The following is a 20,665-nucleotide window of genomic DNA, read 5'->3' as shown; positions in this document are numbered from 1 at the left end:
CCGCGGCGACCATGACGCGGGATTTCTGTTAGGCCAATTCGTTCGATTCGAGCATCTCGGTCACGAGCGCGGCGATGGCGGAGCGCTCGGAACGGGTGAGTGTGATGTGACCGAAGAGTGCATGCCCCTTGAGCGTTTCGATCACGGAGGCGACACCGTCATGACGACCAACCCTCAGGTTGTCGCGCTGGGCGACGTCGTGGGTGAGCACGACGCGGGAGTTCTGTCCGATGCGGCTGAGGACGGTGAGCAGCACGTTGCGCTCGAGGGATTGCGCTTCATCCACGATCACGAAAGCGTCGTGCAGCGATCGACCGCGGATGTGCGTGAGGGGCAGCACCTCAAGAATGCCGCGCTCAACAACCTCATCGAGTACGTTCTGGGACACGATGGAACCCAGTGTGTCGAACACGGCCTGAGCCCACGGGTTCATCTTCTCTGAGGCATCACCTGGCAGGAAGCCGAGCTCCTGGCCGCCAACCGCGTACAGCGGGCGGAACACCATGATCTTGCGATGTTGCTGCTTCTCGAGCACAGCCTCGAGGCCAGCGCACAGTGCGAGCGCCGACTTGCCGGTGCCAGCCCGACCGCCCAGCGAAACGATCCCGATCTCGGGATCGAGCAGCATGTCGATCGCCAGCCTCTGCTCGGCTGAACGCCCGTGCAGGCCGAAAATGTCGCGGTCTCCACGCACCAGTTTCATCTCGCCGCGACCGGACACCCTGCCGAGCGCGGAACCGCGATCAGAATGGATGATCAGGCCAGTGTTCACGGGCAGATCCTCGATCACTCGCGAATGCAGTTCCTCGTTGTCGTAGAGCTGCGCCATCTGGCCCGACGACAGGTCGATGTCCTGCTGACCGGTCCAGCCCGAGTCGACCGCGAGCTCGGCGCGATATTCCTCAGCGGCAAGGCCGATGGATGCCGCCTTCACACGCAGTGGGAGGTCTTTCGAGACGACGGTGACGGCGAGGCCGTCGTTGGCGAGGTTGAGGGCGACCGCAAGGATGCGGCTGTCGTTATCGCCGAGCTGGAGCCCCGACGGCAGCACCGACATATTGGAGTGGTTGAGCTCGACCCGCAGCGATCCACCATCGCCGACGGAGATCGGGAAGTCGAGCCGCTCATGCTGTACGCGGAGTTCGTCGAGATTACGCAGCGCCTGCCTGGCGAAGTATCCGATCTCGGGATCGTTGCGTTTCGCCTCTAGCTCGGTGATGACAATCACCGGCAGCACCACGTGATGCTCAGCGAAACGGAAGATCGATTTCGGATCCGAGAGAAGCACAGACGTATCGAGAACGTAGGTGCGCTCGAGCTGCGATGTGCCTGAGCCTCCCGTTCGCGACTCGTTCAACTTCGACGTCGGGTTTGCTAGCTCGGCCACGTGCACTCCATCCCCGGGTGCTGTGCACTCGGATCCAGTCTGCGAAGACGGCCAGGAGTTGCGAAGCGAACTTACATGGCCGCCTCGACCAGGCGCCGTGCCTGATAACTCTGACGCTAAGCGCTCGGCGCCGCGTGCCGCGCGCCGACACGCCAAGCGAATGTGTCCGGAAGGTAAAACTTCCGCGCGTCGATCAGGAGGAGTACGCCACCAGGGCTGCCCTCAGCATGTCGAAGGTGGCGGCGTCGGTGGTGACATGGGGGCTGAGTCGCACGGCGCCCTCCCTGATCGTCACGGTAACGCCGTGGTTGTGGAGGGCTGCGGTGAGGGCAGTCAGCTTGCCTGCCGGCGGCGCGACGACCACGATGCCAGCGCGCTCGGCTTCATCGCGCGGTGACTCGACCTCGAGCGTGAACTCGTCGGCGAAATCGATGATCTTCGCGGTCTGCTGCAGGATCCTGAGGTTGATGGCGGCGACGCCCACCTCGGCGATCTCTTCGAGTGCGCCGGCGAACCGCGCCTGAGCGATCGGATCGGGACGGCTCACCTCGAACGCTGCTGCGCCATTGGTGGGCGGCAACACTGCGTCGACCGGAAGGTCATCAGCGTCGGTCGCGGAGAATCCCGAGAAGACGGGAACGAGTCGTTCGGCGGCACGATCGCTCAGCGCAAGAAAGCCGGTGCCCCAGCCCGAGCGTGCCCACTTCTGCCCGCCAGACACCACGACGTCCGCAACATTCCACGGGGCATCCACGATGCCGAAACCCTGGATCGCATCGACAATGAGCACACGATCACCGATGACCTGGCGAATGCCCTCGAGGTCGGCGAGATATCCGCTCCTGAAGTCGACCGCGCTGATCGCAACGGCAACGGTGTCGTCGGTGAGTTGCTCGCGAAGGTTGCCGGGGGTGATGCGCCCGTGATCGGCCGTGAGCCACAGCGGCGAGACCGAACCCAGCGCGTCGGCCGCCCTGGTGATGGCGAAGGGAGCGCTCGGAAAGTCGGAGCGGCTGACGGCGACCTTGCCGGTGAGCCCGAACATGACGTGCATGAGGCCCTGGCTGGTGTTGGGCTGGAACACGATCTGCGCCGCGTCGAATCCGATCAGGGGTGCAACTGCCTCGCGAACCCGAAGATCCTGCTCATCGAGGGTCGACAGCGTGCCAAACCTCGATCGGGCCAGCAGGCTCATCATGGCCTGCTCTTCGCTGAGAACGGTCGAGCCGATGGGGGCCCTCCGCGCGAAGTCGAGGTATCCGGATTCTTCCTCGAACCGTGCGACGAAGTCATCCATAGACAGCGTGGCGGTCACTGCCCGAACCTCCGCTGGCGCCGGGAGAAGTCGCGAAGGGCGCGCAGAAAGTCGACCTCGCGAAGATCGGGACCCAGTGCCTCCACGAAATAGAACTCGCTGTGGGCGCTTTGCCAGATCATGAAGTCGCTGATCCGCTGTTCACCGGAGGTTCGGATGACCAGATCCGGGTCGGGCTGGCCGCCGGTGTACAGGTGCTCACCGATCAGTTCGGGGGTGAGAATCTCGGCGAGCGCGTCCAACGTGCCGCCCTCGCTCTCGTGCGTCTGCACGATGCTGCGCATGGCGTCAGCAATCTCACGTCGACCGCCGTAGCCGATCGCGAGGTTCACGTGCAATCCGGTGTTGTTCCTGGTGCGCTCTGCAGCACCGGCAAGCTTCGCGACAAGGCCGGCGGGCAGGCCATCGGTCGAGCCGACGTGCTGGATGCGCCAGTTGCGGAAATGCGACAGGTCTTCGGCGAGGTCGCCGATGATCTCGAACAGACCGTCGAGTTCGACAGCGGTTCTGCCGGTGAGATTGTCTGTCGAGAGCAGGTAGAGGGTGGCGACCGAGATGCCGAGATCGTCGCACCACTCGAGAAACTCGCGATACTTCGCAGCCCCGGCTCGATGACCGTGCGCAGCGGTCTCCATCTCCCGCAATTTGGCCCATCGGCGATTTCCGTCGATGATCATCGCGACATGGTGGGGCAGCGTGCCACTCTCCAGAAAACGACGCAATCGCTTCTTGTAAAGGCCATACAGAAAGCCTCGACCGAGAGTGTTTTGGCGGTCTTTCACAGTCATACGCTAGCCCAAAGATCGTGCTCAGCATGGGGGTTGACCGCTCACGTACACTGACGCAATGACCGCGCCCTCCCCAGAATCCGCGCCAGCGACGCCGTCAGACGGCGATTCCGCTGCCGATTTGCCGAACATTCCGCTTCTCGACGACGCCATCACCTATGACATCGTCGAGAAAAAGCCGACCTGGCGCGGCTGGATCCACGCCGGCACCTTTCCGCTGGCGATCGTGCTCGGCATCATTCTCGTTATCGCTGCCGATGGCGCCGCGGCTAAAGCGAGCACCTCGGTATTTTTCGTCTGCTCCCTTCTGCTCTTCGGAACCAGCGCGCTCTACCACCGCATCGACTGGAGCCCGAAGGTCAAGGCAATCTTCAAGCGACTCGACCACGCCAACATCTTCCTGTTGATCGCGGGGTCGTACACGCCCATCACGGTGCTGGCCCTGCCCCCGGAAAAGTCGGTTCTGCTGATCTGGCTGGTCTGGATCGGCGCCGGTCTCGGCATCCTGTTCCGGATCTTCTGGATTGGCGCACCACGCTGGCTCTACGTGCCGCTGTATCTGCTGCTCAGCTACGCCGCGTTCGCGTTCCTTCTCGACTTCTTCTCCTCGGCGCCGGTGATGATGACGCTGATTCTTGTCGGCGGCCTGTTCTACACAGTCGGGGCGGTTATCTACGGGCTCAAGAAGCCCAACCCGGTGCCCGGAGTGTTCGGGTTCCACGAGATCTTCCACACGCTGACGCTGCTGGCGTTCCTGTGCCACTGGACAGGAATCTTCATCGTCGCGACTAACCCGCCGGTGTTTTAGGAGTCTCGTCGCCCGAGGCTGACGGTCGCTCGGCATCGGCTGCCGCGAGCGCCTCCTCCGCCTGTTCGATCGCGATCTGCTCGCGAACCTCATTCCGATAGCGCACACGGCGCACACGACGCGTCATGTCGATCAGGAGAAACACCGTCGCGAGCGCGATCAGGAATGTCACGGCAAATCCGACCACACCGGGCGTGATCAGGTTGACATCACCCTCGTACGCGGGCAGCGGAGTCGGTGTGGAATCGGCCACGAGCGTGACGAGCGAATCGAAAATGGTCATGCTGAAGCCTCATTAGTCAGGTCGATGCCGGCAAAAAGATCGTCTTCGGGAAGTGGCGACTGCACGGAGGTCTGAACCAACTCGAAGTCTTCGAACGGCCAGGCTTCACGCTGCAGGTCATTCGGCCAGAAGAAGAATGCGCTGTCTGGCGACACCTGGCTTGCGTGGGAGCGAAGCGCTGCGTCCCTCGTTTCCAGAAAGTCGCCGATGGGGATGTGAGTGGTGGCCTTCGGTGGGCGGTCGCCCATCCAGCCCTGCATCTCGCGCATGCTCTCAAGATCCGGATGCGACTGCGCCTCCATCACCTCGACCATTCTCGAGACGCGGTGGGAGTTGAAGATGCGGTCGTAGTAGACCTTGGGGATGCGCCAGGCCGGTCCCTGCTCCGGGTATCGCGCGGGGTCAGCCGCCGCCTCCCACGCGAACATCGAGATCTCGTGCGCTCGGATGTGGTCGGGGTGCGGGTATCCCCCGTTCTCGTCGTAGGTGACGAGAACGTGCGGCCTGAGTTGCCGGATGATGCGCACGAGAGGTTCCGCCGAGATGTCGAGCGGGATCGTGGCGAAGCTGTTGATGGGCAGAGGCTCGGTGGGGCCCTCGTCGGTTCCGGTGCCCTCGGGCAGCCCGGTATCCCGATAGCCAAGCCAGCGATGCTCGATACTCATCACGGCCTGCGCCTGGGCCATCTCGATGCGGCGAAGACCGGCGATATCCCGCTCGGCCATCGCCTGAGGCTCGAGGCCGGGATTCAGGACATCGCCCTGTTCCCCGCCAGTGCAGCTGACGATGACGACCTGCGCGCCATGGTGCGCGTATGAGGCATAGGTAGCGGCGCCCTTGCTCGACTCGTCGTCGGGGTGGGCGTGAACCGCAAGCAGTCGCCGTGTCACCGAACTCCTAGGTTTTGCATCTAGCCTTGAGGTACCAAGACTAACGGAGTCGTGCGTGCCCAAACCTGAGACACCGGCCGCCTCAAGCGACCCTGCGGATGCCATTGCGGCCTCCCTCGACGACCGCTACGGCCGCTCCCGCTCCGCAACCAAACGAACGCGCTTCGTGGGAGTCATCACGGCCAGCGCCATCACGATCGTCTTCGTCGCCTGGGCGATCTGGGGCGGTCTGGTCGGTTCGCCAACTGCGCAGTTCGCCGCCGTCGACGCGAGGCACACCGTCGTCAGCGACAGCGCCGTCGATGTGACGTGGGAATTCACCGCCCCCACCGGCACAGCGGCGCGTTGCGCGGTGCAGGCACTGAACTCGACCTTTGCCATCGTGGGCTGGAAAGAGGTGGAGCTGCCGGCATCCACCGAGATCACCCGTGTCTTCACCGAGCGCGTGCTGACCACCGAGTTGGCCGTCACTGGCTTGATCTACCGCTGCTGGCTCACCTAGTCTGTAGGGATTCAGCACGGAACCGGCCAGCTACGGCCGGTTCCTTTTTTTCAGGAGAGAATCGTGGCCCAAGAACATTCGGAAACCTGGTTGACCCAGGAAGCTTTCGATCGCCGCACCGCCGAGCTCGAGCAGCTCTCTGGTGAGGGCCGCCTGGAAATCGCGAAAAAGATCGAGTCTGCACGCGAGGAGGGTGACCTCAAGGAGAACGGCGGTTACCACGCCGCCAAGGAGGAGCAGGGCAAGATCGAAGCCCGCATCCGGGTTCTGACCGAGCTGCTCAGGCACGCCACGGTCGGAGAGGCGCCAGCGTCAACCGGCGTCGTCGAACCCGGCACCGTCATCAAAGCCACGATCATGGGCGACGAGTCGACCTTCCTCATCGGCAGCCGCGAGATCGTCGGCGACAGTGACCTCGACGTCTACAGCGAGGGCAGCCCGCTCGGCACCGCCATCATCGGACTGAAGGTCGGCGACGAAACCAGCTACACCGCACCGAACGGCAAGTCGATCGCCGTGAAGATCATCAGCGTCGAGACTTACGTCCCGTAACCCCGGCTAGAAGTCGATGCGGGGCGCGTAGCCCTCGTCGCGCAGCCGGGTCAGCACCTCTTCGGCATGGTCCGGCCCGCGCGTCTCGATGTGCAGCTCGAGCTCGACCTGGCTGATCTGCATCCCATTGCTGTGCCGTGAGTGCAGCACCTCCACCACGTTCGCGTTCGCCTCGGCGACGATCGCGGCGGTGCGGGCGAGCTGTCCGGGGCGGTCAGGCAGCGGGATGCGCAGGCGCAGGTACCGTTCCGAGGTCGACAGCCCGTGGCTGATGACCCGCTCCATCATCAGGGGGTCGATGTTTCCCCCACTGAGGATGGCGACGGTCGTGCCGCTGGACGCGACCTTGCCGGCGAGGATCGCGGCAACCCCGGCCGCGCCTGCGGGTTCGACGACCAGCTTGGCGCGCTCGAGCAGCACCAGAAGCGCCTGAGCCATGTCGTCCTCTGTGACGGTGACGACCTCATCCACCATCGCCTGCACGATCTCGAAGTTCAGCTGACCCGGTCGAGCCACCGCGATGCCATCGGCGATCGTCGGAGAGATCGCCACATCGGTGGGGGTGCCGTTTCGCAGCGACAGCGGGTAGGCGGACGCGTTGGCGGCCTGCACCCCGATGATGCGCACGGTTCTGCCGTCAAGCGCAGCACGCTGTTTCACAGCGCTCGCCACCCCGGAGATGAGCCCACCGCCACCGATCGGCACCACGATCGTGTCGACGTCGGGACGCTGGTCGAGAATCTCGAGCCCGACGGTGCCCTGACCGGCAACAACGTCACCATGATCGAAGGGATGGATGAACACCGCCCCCGTCGTGCGTGCGAACTCCGCCGCAGCCCTCAACGGCTCGCTGACCGTGTGACCGCGGAGCACCACGTCGGCGCCGTACGCCCTGGTCGCCTGCAGTTTCGGGAGTGCGACTCCGAGCGGCATGAAGATCGTGGATGCGATGCCGAGCTCACGCGCGGCGAACGCGACGCCCTGGGCGTGGTTGCCGGCCGAGGCCGCCACCACCCCTCGCGCCTTTTCCTCGTCGCTGAGGCGCGAAATGCGGTTATATGCACCCCGGATCTTGTACGAGCCGGTGCGCTGGAGATTCTCACACTTCAGGAACACGGGCGAACCGAGCACCTCTGCGAGGTACCGGGAGCTCTCCATGGGCGTGACTTCGGCCACGCCGGATACGCGATCCCGCGCCTCCTGGAACTCGGCCAGGGTGGGGCCAATGATGGTGTTAGGCATTAGGAAGAAGGTCCTCCGCTGTGGGCCGCGGGTTGGTCTTCCAATCTCCGCCTGCAATGTATTTCACCATGACATTGAGCACGGCAATGACCGGAACCGCGAACAGGGCTCCCGGAATGCCCGCCAGGTACGATCCGGCCGCCACGGCAAAGACCACGGCGAGCGGATGAATCTTCACAGCAGACCCCATGATGAGTGGCTGCAGGACGTGCCCCTCGACCTGCTGCACGAGCAGCACAATGCCGAGCATCAGCACCGCCGGGAACGGCCCGAGGTAGACGAGCGCGATGAACACGGCGATCGTTCCCGTGACGAGGGCGCCCACCACGGGGATGAACGAGCCAAGGAACACCGCAATCGCGATCGGGATCACCAGCGGGAAGCCCCCGAACACGAGCCCGAGAATCCACGCGCCAAGGCCGATGCCCGTGGCATCCACCGCTGCGACGAAGATCTGCACCTTCACGAAAGTCGTCAGGGTGACCCAGCCGGCGTAACCAGAGCCATCGACGGCCGGTCGGGCCGTGCGGGGGAACAGGCGCACCATCCAGGCCCAGATCCTTTTGCCATCGATCAGGATAAACAGGGTCGCGAACGTGGCCAGCAGCAGCCCCGCGAGCACATGCCCGGCCGTCACACCCACCGACAGCGCACCAGTAACCAGCACCTGACTGTCTTTCTGGATCGTCGCGATGGTCTGCTCGATGAACGCGTTCAGCTGCTGATCGTCGACATGAAACGGCGAATCGGCAAGGTACTGCTTGAAGTCGCCGTACGCCACGATCGACCGGCGCTGCAGGTCGGGGTAGCCGCTGCGGATCTGCGAGACAACCACGACGATCAGACCGGTGACGAGGGCGATCGTGCCCAGCATCGCGACCGCGATCGCGAGCGGCTTCGGCCAGCGGTGACGCATGAGCCACTGGACGAACGGCACCAGCAGCGCCCCGACGAGCACGGCGACCATGAACGGCACCAGAATATCGCGCAACTGCGCCACCATGAAGACGACAACAGCAAGCACGCCGACGACAAGCAGGATGCGCCAGGAATACGCCCCCGCGATGCGAAGCGCCGGCGGCACGGTACCGGAGGCGTTCTCGAGCGTGACTGCGGGCGCCTGGGCAGCTTTCCTACGGCCGAAAGTCATACGGCCAGTCTAAGCAGGCAAACCCGGGTCGACCGGTCAGTGCGCGCGTGGCACGGCAATGACAGGGGCTCCCTTCAGCCGAAGGAAAGTTCGCTCCCCCGGTTGCGGTCGAACGTCGACGTCATGCTGGATCGACACGAGCGAGCCGTCGGCCAGTGCCACCTGGGTGCGGCGCAGGCTCCCGAGGAAGCTGGATGACACGACCCTGGCCGGCACACCATCGCTCGCGATCGCGACGTCTTCGGGGCGAACCCAGGCGGTCACCGGGCCGTCGGGCAGCGGATCTCCGAGCAGATCCATGCTGAGCCCGTGGGCAACCACCTTTCCGCCGACCAGCTCAGCGGGCATCCGGTTACTCAACCCCACGAAGTCGGCGACGAACGGGGTGCTGGGGGTCGCGTACAGCTCTTCGGGGGTGCCGATCTGCTCGATGACGCCGTCGCGCATGACCGCGACCCTATCCGCAACGGCGAGCGCCTCCTCTTGGTCGTGCGTGACGAATACCGTGGTGATTCCCAGTTCGGTCTGGATGCGACGGATCTCGTCGCGCAACTGCACGCGCACCTTCGCGTCGAGCGCGCTGAGCGGCTCGTCAAGCAGCAGCACCCTCGGTCTGGTTACGAGTGCGCGGGCGAGCGCCACCCGCTGCTGCTGGCCGCCCGACAGCTGGTGAGCGAACCTCTCCGCGAACGAAGCGAGCCCGACCATGTTGAGAGCCTCTGCGGCGCGGTCGCGACGTTCGCCCGCGGCGACCCTGCGCATCCTGAGCCCGAATTCGACGTTCTCGATCGCCGTCATGTGCGGGAAAAGTGAGTACGACTGGAACACCATGCCGATGTCGCGTTTGTTGGTGGGCACCGACGCGACATCCCTGCCGTCGATCAGGATGCGCCCGCCGTCGACGAGCTCGAGGCCGGAGAGTGCACGCAGCGCCGTCGTCTTGCCACAACCCGACGGGCCGAGCAGCGCGACGAACTCGCCGGGCCTGATTGCCAGGTCGATCGAGCTCAGAGCCCGATGGGCGCCGTAGGACTTGACCACACCGAGGAGTTCCACGGTCGCGCCCTCCCCCGCCGACGCGGGGATTACCGATGCGATGGGGATACTGCTGGTCATTCGGTTCTCCGATTGCGGGGGGCGCCGAGCCTGCCGATGAGCAGCAGGAGCCCGAACACCAGGGCGAGGGCGAGCAGCGCAAAGATCGCCGCCACGTACGGGTCAGACTGGGATACCTGAAGGAGGGCCGTCTGCAGGTTGGTGCGGTTAAGGATGCTGGCGATCGTGAATTCACCCAGCACCACCGCCACCGCGATAAACGCCGCCGCGAGCACACCCCGGCGCAGGTTGGGAAGCAGCACGAGCCTCAACACGGTGGGCCAGTTAGCGCCGAGAGAGCGGGCCGCCTCGCTGAGGATCACCACCGGAACTGCGTCGAGGTTCGACTGGATCGCGCGGTAGGCATAGGGCAGCACGGTGATTCCGTACGCGAACGCGAGGGTCCACGCCCCGCTGCCGAACAGCCTGACGACGATCGCGTAGACCGGTGCGAGCCCCACGACGAGCACGATCGCCGGGACGGTGATCGGCACGATGCAGATGAATTCGAGTACGCGCTTCAGTTTCGGAAACTGAAGGTGCACGAGGATCATCGTCGGCAACAGGATCAGCAGCACGATCGCGACGGTGACGATCGCCAGGACCACCGAATTGCCGATCGCCTGGAAGAGGATGCGGTAGGTGCGGGCAGCATCCTCACCGATCAGTCCCGTCCAGTGGGTGACGGTGTAACCGCCGGCGAGCCCATCGCGAAAGGTGAACTGGATCATCGCGATGATCGGGATCGCGAAGATCCCCCCGACTACGCCGAGGATGACTGCCCGGGTGACGCGGTTCGGCTCGGTGCCGAGCCTGCTCGCGGCGCTCACTTCTGCCACCGCGACGTTCGCGACTGCAGCACGGAATAACCCCACATCACGACGACCATGACCACGATCATCCCGAGCGCGAGCGCACCCGCCATGTTCTCGCGACCGAGCACCGTCTCGCTGATCAGCGCTCCACGGATTTGCAACGGCACGATCGGTGACCCCTGACTGACGAGCGCCGCGGCCGTGGCATACGACGAGAAGGCGTTGGCGAAGAGCAGCAGCAGGCCGCCGATGAAGGATGGAGCAAGCACGGGGAACGCAATACGGGTCCAGTACGTAAAGCGGGTGCCCCCGAGTGTCGCGTTCGCCTCGGCCCACGTGGTCTTGAGGCCCTCAAGCGCCGGCATGAAGGTGATGACCATGAGCGGAACCTGGAAGTAGAGATACACCACGAGCAGCCCTGGCACCTTGTAGAGCCAGGGCCCGTTGGCATACAGGTCGACGCTGGCCAGATCCGCAAGGACCTTCGTGACAAGCCCCTGGGTACCGAGTGCTGCGATGAACGCGAATGCGAGCATGACGCCACCGAACTGGGCGAGCACACTCGACAGCGAGTTGATGGTGGATCGGAGGGCGCCCTCTACTTTGGTACCCAGCAGCGCGTAACAGACGAGGGCACCGACGATCGAGCCGACAACGGCGGTGACCGCGGAGACAAGGAACGAATTACCGAAGGCGGTGAGCACGGTGGGGGCGAAGAGCCCTGCCACGTTGTCGATGGTGGGGCGACCGTCTTCGGTGAAGAAACCGGTCGTCACAGCGAGGATCGTGGGAATCGCAAGAAAAAGGACCACGTAGAACGCGAAGGGGGTGAGCCCGAGATATTTTCCGAGACCCCGGCGATGGGGGCGGCCCGGGGCCGGCTCTGAGAGCGGGTGACGCCGGGAGGTCGTCCCGGCGTCACCGCTTGTCAGTGCTGGCGCGTTGGCGACAGTCACGGTGGGTGCTGCTAGCTGATCGCCGCAGCCCACTTTTCTGCGAGGATGGCGGCGTTCGCCTCGGCTTGGTCGGCTGTCGGGGTGACGAGGTCGCCCTTCAGTTCCCCGAGGGTGTCGAGCGCCGCGGTGTCGACGGTGCCGGCATCCTGCAGCGTCTGGATGGTGACCGGGTACGCGCCACCCACGATGAAGAGGTTCTGCGCCTCGGCACTGTAGATGAATTCCTGCCACAGTCGAGCGGCAGCCGGGTGCGGGGCATCCTTGCTGATTGCCTGGTTGTAGAAGCTTGTGTAGACCGTGCCGGGAAGCGTGGTCACCTCCCAGCCGTCGACCGTCGCCGCTGCGGCGAGGTTGTTGTAGCTCCAGTCGAAGACGACCTTCGTCTCGCCTGAAGCGATCGTGGCGCCGGTGGCGTCGACCGGCAGAAAGTTACCTGCCGCGTTCAACTTCTGGAAGAACTCGATTCCGGGGGTGAAGTCGTCGAGCGTTCCACCCTCCTGAACGGTTGCGAGACCGACAGCCGCGAAAGCAGCGCCCGCTTGGGTCGGGTCGCCATTGAGCGCCACGGCGCCCTTGAACCCAGCGCCGAGGAGGTCGTCGAGGCTGGTCGGCTTCGGCACGGAGTTGGAGTCATACCCGATCGACATGCTGCCCGTGTAGTCGTTGACGTAGAGACCAGTCGACTCTTTGTTGGCATCCGGAATCTCGTCCCAGTTGGCAACCTTGTACGGGGCGAAGTAGTCGACGCTGTCGAGCGTCACCGCAGTACCCAGGTCGAAGACGTCGGGGGCGGTGTCCTGTCCGTTGAGGTTGTCGGCGGCAGCGATCTCTTCGGCGCTCGAGATGTCTGGGCTGGCCGAATTGACGGTGATGCCGTACTTGTCCTCGAACATGGCCTTGATCTCGCCGTAATTGGCCCAGTTGTCGGGCAGGGCGATGACGTTGAGCTGGCCCTCGGCCTTAGCCGCCTCGATGAGCGCGTCCATGCCACCGAAGTCTTCGGCGGTCGTCGCGGTGGCGGCATCGACGCCAGATGCGGCGGGGGTGCTGGTCGTGCAGGCGCTGAGGGTGATCGCGGCGGCGGCGATGACCGCAACGCCTGCGAGGTGACGCATTCTGAACAAGGGTGCCTCATTTCGGGCCGCCGGCCGCCCGCGCTGTTTACCCCCGTCGAGCAGTCCGCGCCACCACGAAGCGGTGGGGTGGCAGCTCAGAAGGGGAAGCGGGCAGAGGGAACCGGGTGGCCTTTCAGCACGCTAAGCAACCAAGAGGGTCGATCGGCAACGGCGGGGTGAACGGAAAGCAAACGATGGCTGTCGGCGCGGGTGGGTAGGGTCGGAGCGTGGTTGAGTCCGTATCAGCACCCCAGGCGCGCCGCATCGCCCTGGCCGCGCAGGGGTTCGGGCGGCCTGCGACGGGTTCGGTGGGTACGAGGCAGCTGAACCTGCTCATCCGCAAGCTCGGCGTGCTGCAGCTCGACTCCGTGAACGTGTTCGAACGCAGTCACTACCTGCCCGTCTTCGCCCGGCTCGGCGCCTACGACAAGGCGCTGCTCGACACCCTCACCTTCGGCCGCCGATCGCAGTACACGGAGGCTTGGGCGCACCAGGCCGCGATCATCCCGATCGAATCGTGGCCGCTGTGGCGACGGGCGATGGATGCCCGGCGCGAGCCCTCGAGCGGTTGGGGCCGCTGGGCCGAGGCGAACGGCCCCATGCTCGACTTTCTGCGCGCCGAGCTCGCCGAGAAGGGCCCTCTTCCCGCGGGGCGGATCGAGCACGATGCCAACGTGCGAAAGGGACCGTGGTGGGGCTGGTCAGACGTCAAGACGGGGCTCGAGTGCCTCTTCATGCTCGGGGAGGTGGTAGCCGCCGGACGCATCCGGTTCGAGCGCACCTACGCGCTGGCCGAACAGGTGCTTCCCGCCGAGATCCTCAGCCGCAGCATCCCGAAGCACGATGCCGTGCGCGAACTGGTGCGGTCGGGCACTGAGGCTCTCGGCATCGGCACCGTGCGCGACATCGCCGACTACTGGCGGCTGCCTCAGGCGCTCACCAAGGTCGCTCTTACCGAGCTCGTCGAGTCCGGCGACGTGCTGCCGGTGAGCGTTGAGGGCTGGGGGTCGCCGGCATTCCTGCACAAGGATGCCCGCATCCCCCGTCGCATCACTCACACCGCACTGCTGTCACCGTTCGACCCGATCGTCTGGGAGCGGGCACGCGCGCTGCGGATGTTCAACTTTCACTACCGCATCGAGATCTACACCCCGGCCCCGAAACGGATCTTCGGCTACTACACGCTTCCCCTGCTGGTGGATGACGCGATCGTGGGCCGCATCGACCTCAAGACCGACCGGCAGAACTGTGTGCTGCTCGTACAGGCGGCGTGGCGTGAGGCCGGCGCCGCGGTCGACCTCGAGCGAGTGGCAGCGCTGTTGCGCGAGACGGCAGTGTGGCAGGGCATGGAGCGCATCGAGGTCGCCGGTCGTGGCGACCTGAGTGCAGACCTCGCGGGCGCACTCACTCGGTAGCGAGTCGCCGAGACCTCCACTTTTGTGGTGTGGAGGAGCTCGCAGGCAGCAAAAGTGGAGATCTCGATGCGCCGCGAGAGGCTAGAAGCTGCCGCCGATCTTGCCGAGGCGCGCGATGCGGTCGGCGAGCGGCGGGTGGGTGCTGAACAGGCGATCCACGATGCCGGGCTTGGTGGGGTCTGAGATCCACATGTGGGCCATCGTCGAGTTCTGCTTCTTCATGGGCCGGCCGTACTGGGCGAGCTTCTGCAGGGCGCTGGCGAGGGCGTCGGGATGACGCGTGGTCAGCGACCCCGTGGCATCCGCCAGGTATTCGCGCTGACGTGAAATCGACGCCTGCACAGCGGCGGCCACGAGCGGAGAGATGACCAGTGCGGCGAGGCCGATCACGATCATGATGGGGTTGCCACCACTGTTGTTGTTGTTGCGGCCGCCGCCACCGAAAAGCGTGAAGCGCAGCGCGATGTCGGAGATGAAACCCACGGCCACCACGAGTCCAAACACGATCATCGAGACCCGGATGTCGTAGTTCTGCACGTGACCCATCTCGTGGGCCATCACACCCTCAAGTTCGTCGTCGTCAAGCAGCTCCAGGATGCCGGTGGTCGCCGCGACGGCGGCGTGCTGCGGATCACGACCGGTCGCGAACGCGTTCGGCGCCGGGTCGTTGACCATGTAGACCTTCGGCATCGGCGTGCCCGTGGTGATCGACAGGTTCTCGACGATCCTGTACAGCCGCGGATTGTCGGACTTCTGGATCTCGATGGCTCCACTCATCGACAGCGCCTGGCTGGACGCGGCGAAGTACTGGATCACGGTGAAGATACCGGCACCGATCACCGTTCCGATCGTCACCGTCAGCGGATCGCCACCCATCAGGAAGCTCAGCGCAAAGCCGAGAAAACCGATGATGATGACGAACAGGATGATGATGAACACCGTGTTGCGCTTATTTTTCGCTATGGCGCGATACATCTAAACTTCCTGGGTCATGCGGGTGCGGGAGTGCAGGACTAGAACTGCACTCGGGGCGGCTCGGCGATGGATGCAGCGTCGGTGACCTCGAAGAATTCGCGCTCCGTGAAACCGAGGTTTCGCACGAACAGGGTGTTGGGGAACACCTTGATCTTCGTGTTGAGCTCGCGGACGCCCCCGTTGTAGAAGCGGCGGCTCGCCTGGATCTTGTCTTCGGTGTCAACCAGCTCGCCCTGCAACTGGAGGAAGTTCTGGCTGGCCTGCAGCTGGGGGTATGCCTCGGCGACGGCGAAGATGCTCTTCAGCGCGGTCTGCATGTGGTTCTCGGCGGCAGCAGCGTCGACGGGGCCCTGAGCGCTGAGCGTCTCGGCGCGGGCCTTGGTGACGGCCTCAAAAACGCCCTTCTCATGCGCCGCATAGCCCTTGACCGCCTCGATGAGGTTCGGCAGAAGGTCGGCACGACGCTTGAGCTGCACGGTGATGTCGCTCCACGCCTCGTCGACACGGACGTTCAATGTGACCAGCGAGTTGTAGGTCGACCACAGGTAGATACCCACGATGACAACGAGCAGGACGATAACACCAATGACGATGAGGAATTCCATGTGCCAATACTATGCGAGCGCGGCTCATCGTCCCTAAGTCGCGCACCTCTCTCACAGCCTCGCCTTAGGCTCTTCACATGCCGACAGCACTCGAGAGCTCCGCCGCCAGGTCGGTCGAAGAACTCACAGCACTCGTGCCCGACTTCCCGAAGCCCGGCATCGTGTTCCGCGACCTCACTCCTGTGTTTGCCAACGGCAACGCCCTGCGGTCGGTCACCGATGCCCTCGTCGAACCTTTCCGCGGCCGAGTGGATGTCGTCGCTGGCGTCGAAGCCCGCGGATTCGTGCTGGCCGCGGCCGCCGCCTACGCGCTGGGGGTGGGTGTCGCCGTCATCCGCAAGGCCGGCAAGCTGCCGCGCGATGTGATCGCCGAGAGCTACTCGCTCGAGTACGGCGAGGCGACCCTCGAGGTGCAACCGCACGATCTGCCCGTTGGATGCCGCGTGCTGGTGCTCGACGACATCCTGGCCACCGGCGGCACACTGGCCGCGGCGACCACACTCGTGGAGCGTGCGGGCTGGACGGTGGCCGGCGTGAGCGTGGTACTCGAGCTGGCCGGGCTGGGTGGACGCGAGGCACTTCCGGGCCGCGACATCCGGTCACTGGTAGTCGCCTGACCGATTGCAGCTAGCTGCGCGCGCGGAGCACCTTCTGCAGCCAGTGGAACGACCGTTTCGGTGTGCGCTCCTGGGTGTCTGAATTGACATGGATTAGGCCGAACCGCTGCTCGAAGCCGGCGGCCCACTCCCAGTTGTCGAGCAGGGTCCAGACGTAGTAGCCGCGAAGGTCGACGCCCGGGGCCCCGACGAAGGCCGCCGCGAGGTGATCGGCCAGGTAGCTCGCCCGATCAGCGTCGTCGATGGAACCGTCGGCGGCGGCGATGTCGTTGAAGCTAGCCCCACCCTCGGTGATGTACACCGGGGGCAGCACGCCCTTGTAGCGGGTGCCGTAGTCGCGCAGGGTCTCGGTGAGGAACTCGGGGGCGATCGGCCATCCGAAGCTTGTTTGCGGGAACTCGGGCCACGGCGCGATGTGGAACGGCATCGAACGCACATGGTGGGCGATGTGGTCCGGTGCGGCGTCATGGTGGGCGCCGCCCGATCCGATGCGCGTGGGCATGTAGTAGTTGAGACCGTAGAAGTCGAGCGGTTGCGCGATGATCTTCAGGTCTGCGGCATCCACCTCGATGAGGGGCTTGAACAGTTTGCGCGACAGGAACGGGAATTTCGGGTACTCCCCGAGCAGCACCGGATCGGCGAAAATGCGGTTGTGAAGAATGTCGAAAACCTCGACGTACGCTCTGGTCTTCATGTTGTCTTTGGCTGGGTACACCGGCGAGTGCACGTTCGTGATGCCGATGCCGCCCTTCACTCCGACCGACCGCAGCGCCTGCACTGCGAGACCATGACCGAGCAACTGATGATGGGCCGAGATCAGCGAGTCGAACATGAGCGTCGCGCCAGGGGCGTGGATTCCAAGGGCGTAACCATTGAGGGTGACCGTGGTTGGCTCATTGATGGTGACCCACTTGTCGACCCGGTCGCCGAAAGCTTCCCCCGCGAGAAGGGCGAAGTCGGCGAAGCGGTTGGCGGTGTCACGGATCATCCACCCGCCCTTGTGCTGCAGAGGCTCCGGCATGTCCCAGTGAAAAAGGGTAGCCATCGGCTTGATCCCTGCGGCCAGCAGTTCGTCGATGAGGCGATCGTAGAACTGGATTCCGGCGCGATTGGGGCCACCCGTTCCCCCCGGCTGGATGCGGGGCCAGGCGAGAGAGAACCTGTACGAGTCGACGCCGAGCTCTTTCATCCGAGCGACATCTTCGCGGTACCGGTGATAGTGGTCGGCAGCAACCGACGCGTTCGAGCCATCGGCGATGCGCCCCGCCTGGCCCATGAAGTCATCCCAGGTGGACGGTCCGCGGCCATCCGCGCGCACCGCACCTTCGATCTGGAAGGCCGCCGTCGATACACCAACCTCAAACCCCGGCGGCATGGTCTGGGAGAAGCCCGCGGGGTCGTGCAACCACTCGCTGTGTTTCTGGGCTCGGTGTTTCCCGCGCGGTCTGTCTTCCATTTCTTGAGCCTGTCACGAATCCCGCGCCCATAGAAACCTGAGTATTTCGCAATAAGTCGGTGTGCCGATTGACTTGTACAAATATTTCTTGCTCAATTGATGCAGGGTGAGGTATATCGACGAGCGCGGCCAGTCAGGGTCGGCCCGCCATCGCGGGGCGGCTTTCGTCGTGCTGTCCGCAGCGATTGCGTTTGCGCTCCTCGGAGCGACCCCCACCATTGCTGCGGCGGCAGCCGAACCGGATGCGCCTGCGGCCGCCGCCCCGGGAGACCCCACCGCGCCGCTGGCGATCACATCGCCAGCCAGCGACACCCTGTTCCCCACGGCGAGCGTCACCATTTCCGGCACCAAGGACGTAACGGGTCGGGTCGAGGTGCAGTCCCTTGCGGGAGGCGATCCGTATTGCTCGATTACGGCAGGCACCACCTGGACGTGCTCCTTCGCCGCACCCACCGGCCGCAACACCGTCACGGTTTTCCAAAGATTCGAGGGAGAATCCACCCCCGACGAGGCGCGCATCACCATCAGGGTGCTGCCAGCACCGACGATCACGGGCAAATCCCCCATCGTGACCACGGGCGTCATCTCGGGCACCGGATTCCCCGGCTCGGGGATCGTCCTGTCGGGTTCTGCTGTCGGGGACTGCCCCGGGATCGTGCAGCCCAGCGGGTACTGGTCGTGCCCTCTGGCGGTGAGCGCTTCCGGCGACTACCCAATATCGGCCAGGCAGACCTGGGCCAACAACGACAGCGAGCCCGGCGGCGCTTCCGGCACGGTCATCGTGAGGGTCGATAAGGATCCGCCCGCTTATCCCGTCTTCACACAGCCCACCGCAGGTGAGTATCCCGTCGGTGGGGCGATGGTTTTCTCGGGCACCGGCGAGAGCGGGGCAAGGGTCGACGTGTTTGTCGACGGAACCCTCGTGTGCTCGAGCAGCGTCGGCGGCGGGCGTTGGTCGTGCGCCGCGCAACTCGGCGGCGGCTCACACAACGTGCAGGGCATCCAATGGGATGCCGCGGGCAATCCCAGCGGCGCCTCGCCCGGCATCCCGATTTCGGTCGCGGTCGCCGCTCCCCCGGTCGCGCCGGCACCCACCGCGCCGAAGCCGGGTTCGACCGTCACCCCACCCAGCCCCATCACCACGACGCCCGTTCCGGTTCCCGAACCGTCGCCGTCGCAGAATACGGCCGAGGCGCCCATCAGCGTTCCGACCTTCCCCTTCTTCCCTCCGCCCGTCGGCGGCATCTCGGGGCTCGATCCCCTCGACACCTGGGCGACACCGACCGAGTACGGAGCGGCCATCCCGACCGTCGAGTCGACCGGGACCGGCAACGCCTGGCTCTGGGGCCTCGCGCTCGGTGTCGGCTTCATCCTGCTGGTCGCGATGCCGTTGAGACTGGCGCTCGGCGCCCTCCGAAGCCGCTTTCCGCGTCACTACTTCGCCCGGGATCACAGCAGGCTGACTGCTTCCGAGCTCCCCCAGTTACGCCCCAGACTTACTCTGGTCGGCGCTATCGGTGCAGCCGCGGTGCTCGCGGCGCTTGCCGGGGGCATCCAGGGCGAGGTGCGCTACCTTCGACTCGCCATCGCCATCACCATCGCCCTTCTCGTGTTGAACGGGGTTGCTGTGGCCATCACCACCACGCTGGCATCGAGAGCAGTCGGGGGTGAATCGCGCATCAGGCTGGTACCCGGTTTCCTTGCCATCGCCGCGATAACCGCCCTCATCTCGCGGGGAGGGGGCATTCAGCCTCCCGTCATCGTCGGGGTCGTTGTCGCCGCATCCTTCGTCACGGGCCTCGGGGCGCGTCCGCGCGGGCTGGTCGCCACGACACAACTATTGGTCACGATGATTCTCGGGGTCGGGGCATGGCTGGCCCACAGCGCACTGGGCCCCGTCGCTGGGTTGCTACCGTCGCTTGCCAGCGAAACGCTCGCGAGCCTCTGCATCGCGGCCATCGGCTCCGCGGTCATCATGACGCTGCCGGTGAGCAGGATGCCGGGCCGCCTGATCTTCGAATGGTCCCCCGTCGCGTGGGTCGCTGTCGCTCTCGTCGCGGCCACCCTTGCCGGCGTCGTGATCGCGGGAGGCGCCACGTTCCCCGTGCAGTGGCTCATCGGGCTCGCGCTCGCGTCGTCGGCGGTGTGCCTTGCGCTGTGGGCGTGGATCCGACTCATCGAACCGTCGTTCGGCTCTCGCGTTGCGGTTCACCCACAGCCAGCGCGAAGCCACTAACTACGAAAATCAGGCGACGACGTCGCGCCTCAGTCGCGCAATCAGGTCGGCGGTTTCACTGTCGCGAGTGCTCCAGTCGGAGGCTCCCAACGGGAGGGTGCGGCTGAACTGCGGATAGTTCACCGTGATTCGCACCGTGCCCAGCGCGTCGGTCACCTGCGCGAACTCGTCCATGTCGGATTCCAGACTGAAGCTGCTGAGTGTTCGGCGTGCTGTTACGACCACCTCCAGTGGGCTTGAGCCAGCGCTCGGGTCTGAATCGAAATTCGCGTACGCGACGATCTCGTCGGTGAAGGCGACGACCGATACCGAACCGCTGCCCAGGTCCCGGGCCGGAACATATTTGGCGGAGAAGTAGGTGATCGGCTCATCGCCGGTCGCCAGAATCAGATCGGTCAATAGTTGTGCATACCAGGCAGGCACGCTGTCGGCAGTTCCGTCTCGCCACGTCAGCTCAGAGGAA

Annotated in this window: 21 protein-coding genes; 6 read left to right on the top strand and 15 right to left on the bottom strand. The window is 64.9% G+C overall.

The annotated features are described in order from the left end of the window. Nucleotides 1-28: 28 nt before the first annotated feature. The 3 genes from phoH2 to QMG83_RS04260 form a co-directional block, all read right to left on the bottom strand. Complete coding sequence (gene phoH2 / locus QMG83_RS04270) at nucleotides 29-1,357, bottom strand: RNA 5'-3' helicase PhoH2 (RefSeq protein WP_283504525.1); 1,329 nt, start codon at nucleotides 1,355-1,357, stop codon at nucleotides 29-31. Nucleotides 1,358-1,580: 223 nt separating this feature from the next. Continuing rightward, nucleotides 1,581-2,702 (bottom strand): aminotransferase class V-fold PLP-dependent enzyme, encoded by a 1,122-nt coding sequence (locus QMG83_RS04265; protein ID WP_283504098.1) that lies wholly within the window; start codon nucleotides 2,700-2,702, stop codon nucleotides 1,581-1,583. Continuing rightward, complete coding sequence (locus tag QMG83_RS04260; protein ID WP_283504097.1) at nucleotides 2,699-3,490, bottom strand: isoprenyl transferase; 792 nt, start codon at nucleotides 3,488-3,490, stop codon at nucleotides 2,699-2,701. Before QMG83_RS04260 ends, QMG83_RS04265 begins: the two co-directional genes overlap by 4 nt. A 58-nt stretch (nucleotides 3,491-3,548) precedes the next feature. Here QMG83_RS04260 and trhA point away from each other — a divergent pair, with 58 nt between their 5' ends. Continuing rightward, on the top strand, nucleotides 3,549-4,298 hold the full coding sequence (gene trhA / locus QMG83_RS04255; RefSeq protein WP_283504096.1) for a PAQR family membrane homeostasis protein TrhA: 750 nt from the start codon (nucleotides 3,549-3,551) through the stop codon (nucleotides 4,296-4,298). Here the strand turns inward: trhA and QMG83_RS04250 are convergent. Both QMG83_RS04250 and mca read right to left on the bottom strand, forming a co-directional pair. Next, nucleotides 4,279-4,581: a hypothetical protein gene (locus tag QMG83_RS04250; protein WP_283504095.1), complete on the bottom strand. Its 303-nt coding sequence runs from the start codon at nucleotides 4,579-4,581 to the stop codon at nucleotides 4,279-4,281. The genes trhA and QMG83_RS04250 overlap by 20 nt on opposite strands. Beyond that, a complete protein-coding gene (gene mca, locus QMG83_RS04245; protein WP_283504094.1) occupies nucleotides 4,578-5,471 on the bottom strand; it encodes a mycothiol conjugate amidase Mca in 894 nt (297 codons plus the stop codon). Before mca ends, QMG83_RS04250 begins: the two co-directional genes overlap by 4 nt. Nucleotides 5,472-5,526: 55 nt before the next feature. On the opposite strand from mca, the gene QMG83_RS04240 reads away from it, so the two are divergent. Together QMG83_RS04240 and greA are read left to right on the top strand one after the other, a co-directional pair. Continuing rightward, complete coding sequence (locus QMG83_RS04240) at nucleotides 5,527-5,973, top strand: DUF4307 domain-containing protein (protein WP_283504093.1); 447 nt, start codon at nucleotides 5,527-5,529, stop codon at nucleotides 5,971-5,973. 63 nt (nucleotides 5,974-6,036) lie between these two features. Continuing rightward, nucleotides 6,037-6,525, top strand: coding sequence for a transcription elongation factor GreA (gene greA / locus QMG83_RS04235; RefSeq protein ID WP_283504092.1), 489 nt, complete (start codon nucleotides 6,037-6,039; stop codon nucleotides 6,523-6,525). A 6-nt stretch (nucleotides 6,526-6,531) separates the two neighbouring features. Here greA and ilvA read toward each other — a convergent pair whose 3' ends face one another. Genes ilvA through QMG83_RS04205 form a run of 6 tightly spaced genes read right to left on the bottom strand, consistent with a single transcriptional unit; the run spans nucleotide 6,532 to nucleotide 12,907 of the window. Further along, nucleotides 6,532-7,767 carry a threonine ammonia-lyase gene (gene ilvA, locus QMG83_RS04230; RefSeq protein ID WP_283504091.1) on the bottom strand — a complete coding sequence of 412 codons (1,236 nt, stop codon included), beginning with the start codon at nucleotides 7,765-7,767 and terminating at the stop codon, nucleotides 6,532-6,534. Next, nucleotides 7,760-8,917, bottom strand: coding sequence for an AI-2E family transporter (locus tag QMG83_RS04225; protein WP_283504090.1), 1,158 nt, complete (start codon nucleotides 8,915-8,917; stop codon nucleotides 7,760-7,762). The genes ilvA and QMG83_RS04225 overlap by 8 nt, the downstream gene beginning before the upstream one ends. A 36-nt stretch (nucleotides 8,918-8,953) precedes the next feature. Next, on the bottom strand, nucleotides 8,954-10,033 hold the full coding sequence (locus QMG83_RS04220) for an ABC transporter ATP-binding protein (protein WP_283504089.1): 1,080 nt from the start codon (nucleotides 10,031-10,033) through the stop codon (nucleotides 8,954-8,956). Then, nucleotides 10,030-10,842, bottom strand: a complete 813-nt coding sequence (locus tag QMG83_RS04215) for an ABC transporter permease subunit (RefSeq protein ID WP_283504088.1) — start codon at nucleotides 10,840-10,842, stop codon at nucleotides 10,030-10,032. Before QMG83_RS04215 ends, QMG83_RS04220 begins: the two co-directional genes overlap by 4 nt. Then, entirely contained in the window at nucleotides 10,839-11,783 is a 945-nt protein-coding gene (locus tag QMG83_RS04210; protein ID WP_283504087.1) for an ABC transporter permease, read from the bottom strand. Before QMG83_RS04210 ends, QMG83_RS04215 begins: the two co-directional genes overlap by 4 nt. An 11-nt stretch (nucleotides 11,784-11,794) precedes the next feature. Then, nucleotides 11,795-12,907, bottom strand: coding sequence for an ABC transporter substrate-binding protein (locus QMG83_RS04205; RefSeq protein WP_502948992.1), 1,113 nt, complete (start codon nucleotides 12,905-12,907; stop codon nucleotides 11,795-11,797). A 218-nt stretch (nucleotides 12,908-13,125) separates the two neighbouring features. Between QMG83_RS04205 and QMG83_RS04200 the strand changes: the two genes are divergently transcribed. Then, complete coding sequence (locus QMG83_RS04200; protein WP_283504085.1) at nucleotides 13,126-14,313, top strand: winged helix-turn-helix domain-containing protein; 1,188 nt, start codon at nucleotides 13,126-13,128, stop codon at nucleotides 14,311-14,313. Nucleotides 14,314-14,394: 81 nt separating this feature from the next. Here QMG83_RS04200 and QMG83_RS04195 read toward each other — a convergent pair whose 3' ends face one another. Next, nucleotides 14,395-15,288, bottom strand: a complete 894-nt coding sequence (locus tag QMG83_RS04195) for a M48 family metalloprotease (RefSeq protein WP_283504084.1) — start codon at nucleotides 15,286-15,288, stop codon at nucleotides 14,395-14,397. A 38-nt stretch (nucleotides 15,289-15,326) separates the two neighbouring features. Beyond that, entirely contained in the window at nucleotides 15,327-15,893 is a 567-nt protein-coding gene (locus QMG83_RS04190; RefSeq protein ID WP_283504083.1) for a LemA family protein, read from the bottom strand. A 77-nt stretch (nucleotides 15,894-15,970) separates the two neighbouring features. On the opposite strand from QMG83_RS04190, the gene QMG83_RS04185 reads away from it, so the two are divergent. Further along, nucleotides 15,971-16,510, top strand: coding sequence for an adenine phosphoribosyltransferase (locus QMG83_RS04185; RefSeq protein WP_283504082.1), 540 nt, complete (start codon nucleotides 15,971-15,973; stop codon nucleotides 16,508-16,510). A 10-nt stretch (nucleotides 16,511-16,520) separates the two neighbouring features. On the opposite strand, the gene QMG83_RS04180 is transcribed toward QMG83_RS04185, so the two are convergent. Further along, entirely contained in the window at nucleotides 16,521-17,885 is a 1,365-nt protein-coding gene (locus QMG83_RS04180; RefSeq protein ID WP_283504524.1) for a GH1 family beta-glucosidase, read from the bottom strand. A 187-nt stretch (nucleotides 17,886-18,072) separates the two neighbouring features. Here QMG83_RS04180 and QMG83_RS04175 point away from each other — a divergent pair, with 187 nt between their 5' ends. Continuing rightward, complete coding sequence (locus QMG83_RS04175; protein ID WP_283504081.1) at nucleotides 18,073-20,202, top strand: hypothetical protein; 2,130 nt, start codon at nucleotides 18,073-18,075, stop codon at nucleotides 20,200-20,202. 9 nt (nucleotides 20,203-20,211) lie between these two features. Here QMG83_RS04175 and QMG83_RS04170 read toward each other — a convergent pair whose 3' ends face one another. Further along, nucleotides 20,212-20,601 (bottom strand): hypothetical protein, encoded by a 390-nt coding sequence (locus QMG83_RS04170; RefSeq protein WP_283504080.1) that lies wholly within the window; start codon nucleotides 20,599-20,601, stop codon nucleotides 20,212-20,214. Nucleotides 20,602-20,665: the final 64 nt, after the last annotated feature.

The organism is Salinibacterium sp. G-O1 (assembly GCF_030063305.1).
In the GTDB taxonomy this organism is placed as follows: Bacteria; Actinomycetota; Actinomycetes; order Actinomycetales; family Microbacteriaceae; genus Rhodoglobus.
The sequence above is the reverse complement of the archived record's forward strand: the minus strand, read 5'-3'. Positions and strand labels throughout refer to the sequence as shown.

Coding starts and splice junctions, on each gene's coding strand:
- QMG83_RS04260 (WP_283504097.1), bottom strand. CDS start 3,490: ATGACTGTGAAAGACCGCCAAAACACTCTCGGTCGAGGCTTTCTGTAT.
- trhA (WP_283504096.1), top strand. CDS start 3,549: ATGACCGCGCCCTCCCCAGAATCCGCGCCAGCGACGCCGTCAGACGGC.
- QMG83_RS04250 (WP_283504095.1), bottom strand. CDS start 4,581: ATGACCATTTTCGATTCGCTCGTCACGCTCGTGGCCGATTCCACACCG.
- ilvA (WP_283504091.1), bottom strand. CDS start 7,767: ATGCCTAACACCATCATTGGCCCCACCCTGGCCGAGTTCCAGGAGGCG.
- QMG83_RS04225 (WP_283504090.1), bottom strand. CDS start 8,917: ATGACTTTCGGCCGTAGGAAAGCTGCCCAGGCGCCCGCAGTCACGCTC.
- QMG83_RS04220 (WP_283504089.1), bottom strand. CDS start 10,033: ATGACCAGCAGTATCCCCATCGCATCGGTAATCCCCGCGTCGGCGGGG.
- QMG83_RS04195 (WP_283504084.1), bottom strand. CDS start 15,288: ATGTATCGCGCCATAGCGAAAAATAAGCGCAACACGGTGTTCATCATC.
- QMG83_RS04190 (WP_283504083.1), bottom strand. CDS start 15,893: ATGGAATTCCTCATCGTCATTGGTGTTATCGTCCTGCTCGTTGTCATC.
- QMG83_RS04185 (WP_283504082.1), top strand. CDS start 15,971: ATGCCGACAGCACTCGAGAGCTCCGCCGCCAGGTCGGTCGAAGAACTC.
- QMG83_RS04180 (WP_283504524.1), bottom strand. CDS start 17,885: ATGCCGCCGGGGTTTGAGGTTGGTGTATCGACGGCGGCCTTCCAGATC.